7 protein-coding genes are annotated in these 4,246 nt (G+C 38.1%); 4 read left to right on the top strand and 3 right to left on the bottom strand.

Annotated elements, in window-relative coordinates; all coding sequences use genetic code 11:
* The 4 genes from ACGHIN_RS16790 to ACGHIN_RS16775 form a co-directional block, all read left to right on the top strand.
* On the top strand, window positions 1–483 hold a 483-nt coding region (locus ACGHIN_RS16790; RefSeq protein WP_390456219.1), incomplete at its 5' end, for a methylated-DNA--[protein]-cysteine S-methyltransferase.
* A gap of 28 nt (window positions 484–511) precedes the next feature.
* On the top strand, window positions 512–1,117 hold the full coding sequence (locus tag ACGHIN_RS16785) for a DUF2911 domain-containing protein (protein ID WP_390456216.1): 606 nt from the start codon (window positions 512–514) through the stop codon (window positions 1,115–1,117).
* Window positions 1,118–1,120: 3 nt separating this feature from the next.
* Complete coding sequence (locus ACGHIN_RS16780; protein ID WP_390456213.1) at window positions 1,121–1,651, top strand: GNAT family N-acetyltransferase; 531 nt, start codon at window positions 1,121–1,123, stop codon at window positions 1,649–1,651.
* Complete coding sequence (locus ACGHIN_RS16775; RefSeq protein WP_390456210.1) at window positions 1,648–2,019, top strand: cupin domain-containing protein; 372 nt, start codon at window positions 1,648–1,650, stop codon at window positions 2,017–2,019. The genes ACGHIN_RS16780 and ACGHIN_RS16775 overlap by 4 nt, the downstream gene beginning before the upstream one ends.
* A gap of 183 nt (window positions 2,020–2,202) precedes the next feature.
* On the opposite strand, the gene ACGHIN_RS16770 is transcribed toward ACGHIN_RS16775, so the two are convergent.
* The 3 genes from ACGHIN_RS16770 to ACGHIN_RS16760 all read right to left on the bottom strand — a co-directional run.
* A complete protein-coding gene (locus ACGHIN_RS16770; protein WP_390456208.1) occupies window positions 2,203–2,946 on the bottom strand; it encodes a dienelactone hydrolase family protein in 744 nt (247 codons plus the stop codon).
* An 88-nt stretch (window positions 2,947–3,034) separates the two neighbouring features.
* Window positions 3,035–3,811, bottom strand: a complete 777-nt coding sequence (locus ACGHIN_RS16765) for a hypothetical protein (protein WP_390456206.1) — start codon at window positions 3,809–3,811, stop codon at window positions 3,035–3,037.
* Between the two features lie 76 nt (window positions 3,812–3,887).
* A partial coding sequence (locus tag ACGHIN_RS16760; protein ID WP_390456204.1) for an HAD-IA family hydrolase occupies window positions 3,888–4,246 on the bottom strand: 359 nt, incomplete at its 5' end.

Here is a 4,246-nt window from a genome sequence, read left to right as displayed (position 1 = left end):
ACTCCGCTCGGAGACATGTTTGCCTGTGCTGTGGACGAAGGAATCTGCCTTCTGGAATTTACCGACAGAAAGAATATGGATAAGCAATTCAAATCCTTATCCCAATCTTTAAATGCAGAAATTGTTGAAAAAGAGCATCCACATTTTACACAGCTTGAAAAAGAGCTGAAAGAATATTTTGAAGAAAAAAGAAACAGGTTTGAAGTGCCATTATACATTACCGGAACCGAATTCCAGGAAAAAGTATGGCAGCTTTTGCGTGAAATTCCGATGGGAGAGACCAGAACCTACAAACAGCAATCAGAGTTTTTAGGAAACCCGAAAGCTATCCGCGCTGTAGGAACAGCGAACGGCATTAATAAAATAGCCATTCTGATTCCCTGTCACCGGGTGATTGGCTCCAGCGGAGAACTGGTAGGCTATGCCGGAGGAATCTGGAGAAAACAAAAATTGTTGGAATTGGAGAAGGCTATCTTGTTTTGATTTTGTAATTTTAAACAAAAATTTGTACGTGAGAAAGTTAATAATAGCACTTGGTTTATCAGTTTCGGCTTTAAGTTTTGCACAGGATTATTCAGTTCCGGCAGCGAGTCCGAGACAAAAAGTAGAACAGCAATTTTCAATGTCTAAAGTAACAGTTGATTACGGAAGACCGGGAGTGAAAGGACGTAAAATATTCGGAGAATTAGTTCCTTACGGCCAGGTTTGGAGAGCAGGAGCCAATTCCTCTACTAAAGTTACCTTCGGACAAGCCGTGAGTTTTGGAGGGAAAATAGTTCCGGCGGGAACTTATGGATTATTCATCGTTCCTACGGAAAAAGAGTGGAAAGTGATCCTGAATAAAGATTTCCAGCAGTGGGGCGCTTATACGTATGATCCGAAGCAGGATGTGGTGGACGTTACGGTTCCCGTAAATAAACTGGCAGACAAGCAGGAATGGTTTGAAATTACCCTGAATCCTATTGATGAAAACTCGGCCAACCTTGTGCTGAAATGGGACTTTACCCAGGCGGAAGTTCCGTTAAAACCGGCAAAGCCTGATGCGGTGATCAAGATTACGGATAAGCTGAAAGAGATTAAAAAAATAGAATCTGACGCCAATAAAACCAAAAGTTAAGCAATGAGTTTTTCAATCCAACCTGTTTTGGAAAATCAGGAATATCAATTAATCCCCTTACAGCAAGGGGATTTTGAGTCTTTATATGAAGTAGCTTCAGATCCGAAAGTATGGGAACAGCATCCCAATAAAGACCGTTATAAAAGAGAAGTTTTTGAAATCTTTTTCAAAGGCGCTATTGAAAGTCAAGGTGCTTTCAAAATAACAGACAAAGCTTCCGGTGAAATACTGGGGAGCAGCCGTTATTATGATTTCAATGAAAAAGACAACAGCATTTTTGTAGGGTATACCTTTTATGGTACGAATTCATGGGGAAAAGGAGTAAATCCGCAGGTGAAAAAGCTCATGCTGGATTATATCTTCCAATATGTAGATAAAGTATATTTTCATATTGGTAAAAACAACGTGCGTTCCCAGATTGCATTAGGAAGATTAGGAGGGAAGAAGATTGCAGAGGAAGAAGTCGCTTATTTCGGAGAACCTCCAAAAACCAATTTTGTATATGAAATAAAAAAAGAAAACTGGCTACAATGAAAAAATATAAAATCCGGAAATCGCCATTTGTAGTACCCACCACAGATGGGAAATTAATAGAGGAGCATTGGGGAAATTCCACACAACATTCCCATATTTCCATTGCTCATATGGTAGCTCCGCCGGAGTGGAGCGAGCCGCATCAGACTCCTGAATTTGATGAGTTTACCATTATTATCTCGGGAAAGAAGCAGTTTGAAATAGAAGGAGAAATTGTTGTTCTTGAAAAAGGACAGAGCATCTTAGTAGAAAAAGGAGCCAGAGTACGTTACAGCAATCCGTTTTCAGAGGTTTGCGAATATATTTCGATCTGTCTTCCTGCTTTTTCTATGGAATTAGTGAATAGGGAAGAAGAAGGAGTAGATTGATTTAATTTAATGAAAGCAGAATCATTAAATTGCCTGTAAATTACCGGTTTTGTCATTCAGGGCGAAACGTAATGGAGTGAAAAATCTAATCTTAAGATCTTTCCTGTCGTCAGAATGAGAAAGTGAATAAACGGCATCGGCTTCGCGTAAGCGAAGCCGATGCCGTTTATTTTGGATTATAAATTATTTCAAAATCTCTTTCAAGAACATCAGCGTATGATTCCAGGCCCTTTTCGCCATTACTTCATTATAATCAGGGGATTTCGGATCTGTGAATGTATGTTTGGAATGAGCATAAGTAATAATCTGCCAATCCGCATTTCCTTCATTCATTTCTTTTACTAAATTATCATAGTCCTGTTGAGTAACCCCTTGGTCATCTGCAGGATTTTCAACAAGGATTTTCGGATTTATAGGATTATTCTTTCTGGTCTGATCTTTAGCCAGGCTTCCATGAATAGAAACAACCCCGGCAACAGGTAAATTCCCTCTCGCTGTTTCTAAAGCACCGGTTCCCCCGAAACAATATCCGATTACGGCAATTTTCTCAGGAATTGCCCCATTTTTCTTAAGTTGTTCCAACGCCAGAGCGATACGCTTCTGGTAAGCTTCATAATTTTGCTTGTAATATCCTGAACTTTTTGCAGCCGTTGCATTATCTGCCGGAATATTTCCCTCTCCGTAAATGTCGGCAATAAAAGCAATATAACCTTGTTTTTCAAGATCTGCTGCTGCGGTTTTTGCTTCATCGTCTATCCCTTTCCAAGCGGGTAAGATAAGAACTCCGGGAAGCTTTTTCCCGGCATTGGAGGTGACCATGCCGTTGAGCTTTTGGGTACCATCCTGATAAGTAACTTTTGAAAGCTTTTGGCTGAAAAGTGTTCCTGAACTCATAAGAAATACTGATAATAAAATTGAACGTATCATATCTTGTAATTTTAGTAAGGTTGGTCTGCCATTCTGAATGGAGCACATCTCTTAATGCTCTTAATTTCTAAACTTTAATCTCTAAGGTTTATTGTTTTTGAATAGTCCATTTCTCTCCATCGTATTCATAGGTTTTTATTTGATTCAGATAGGTGATCTGCAGCTTGTAAGGATTGAAAATCATTAACTGAATGGCAATAGGTCTTGGATTTTCGTCCTTATTCTTCGACTGGATTTTTACAATATTATACTGAGGATTGTAATTCTTAAGTAAAAATACTTTTAATTCCGGATCATAAGGGGTAAGAAACTTCTCTTTTTCATCTTTTTCCAGCTTTGTTGACAGCGTTATTGTTCTTTTATACTTAGTAAGGTTTTCCAAAGCACTTTTATTCCAGAATTTTGAGATCAGATAATTATGCTCATCGGTGGCCAGAGTACTGCAGCAGGACCCTACCAGATCACAGGAGTACTTATCCATGAAATAAATAAAAATAAACGTATCCGTAAAGCTTTCTTCAGGAAGATCATCCAGAATATTCTTATTGATCTGGTCATAAATCTTTCCTATGTCTTTGTATTGAAGCTTGAAATTTTCAAGGTCGGTTTTGTCTTGTTGATAAATGGTTTCACATTTCTTTTTGAAGGGCTCCAATGCATCAGTTGCTACGGTACCAGCCTTTTCAGGGTTTTTATCCCAATAGAAAGGTATTTTGTCATTATCAGTATCGGAAAGGCATTTTTCTTCACCATATTGTTTCTTGCATTTTTCCAGTAAAGCCTGCTCTTCCATTACTTGTTGATCCGTTGTCTGGGCCTGAAAATAAATTCCTATAAAAGGAAGTAAAAATAAAATTTTGTTCATATGCATAAAAAATCCTCATCTAAATTACTAAATAAACTTATCATGAGGATGATTAAATTCTTATTAGGCAGGTATTTTATTCAAATTGAACACCTAAGTTGATCAGTTCCTGCTGTAAATCTGTTTCAGAATGAATGTGGATGGTGTTAAAACCTAAAGACTGCGCCGTTTCAATATTTTTTACATTATCATCAATGAAAACAGATTCCTGTGCCTGAATATGATATCTTTCCAGTAATACATACCAGATCTTCGGATCAGGCTTGATTAATTTTTCTGTCCCTGAAACCACAATTTTCCCATTGAAGAGCTGAAAGAAATCATAATTTTCCAAAGCGTACGGGAAGGTTTCTGCAGACCAGTTTGTTAAACCGAAAAGTTCATAGTCAGTGTTGCCAAGTTTTCTCAGCACTTCTACATTGTGAGGGATGTCGC

The organism is Chryseobacterium barbadense (assembly GCF_042849955.1).
Classification (GTDB): domain Bacteria; phylum Bacteroidota; class Bacteroidia; order Flavobacteriales; family Weeksellaceae; genus Chryseobacterium.
This window is presented reverse-complemented; position numbering and strand designations above follow the sequence as displayed.

Bases quoted from the DNA above. Each gene is read 5' to 3' on its own strand.
- ACGHIN_RS16765 (WP_390456206.1), bottom strand. From the start codon at position 3,811: ATGAACAAAATTTTATTTTTACTTCCTTTTATAGGAATTTATTTTCAG.
- ACGHIN_RS16780 (WP_390456213.1), top strand. From the start codon at position 1,121: ATGAGTTTTTCAATCCAACCTGTTTTGGAAAATCAGGAATATCAATTA.
- ACGHIN_RS16770 (WP_390456208.1), bottom strand. From the start codon at position 2,946: ATGATACGTTCAATTTTATTATCAGTATTTCTTATGAGTTCAGGAACA.
- ACGHIN_RS16775 (WP_390456210.1), top strand. From the start codon at position 1,648: ATGAAAAAATATAAAATCCGGAAATCGCCATTTGTAGTACCCACCACA.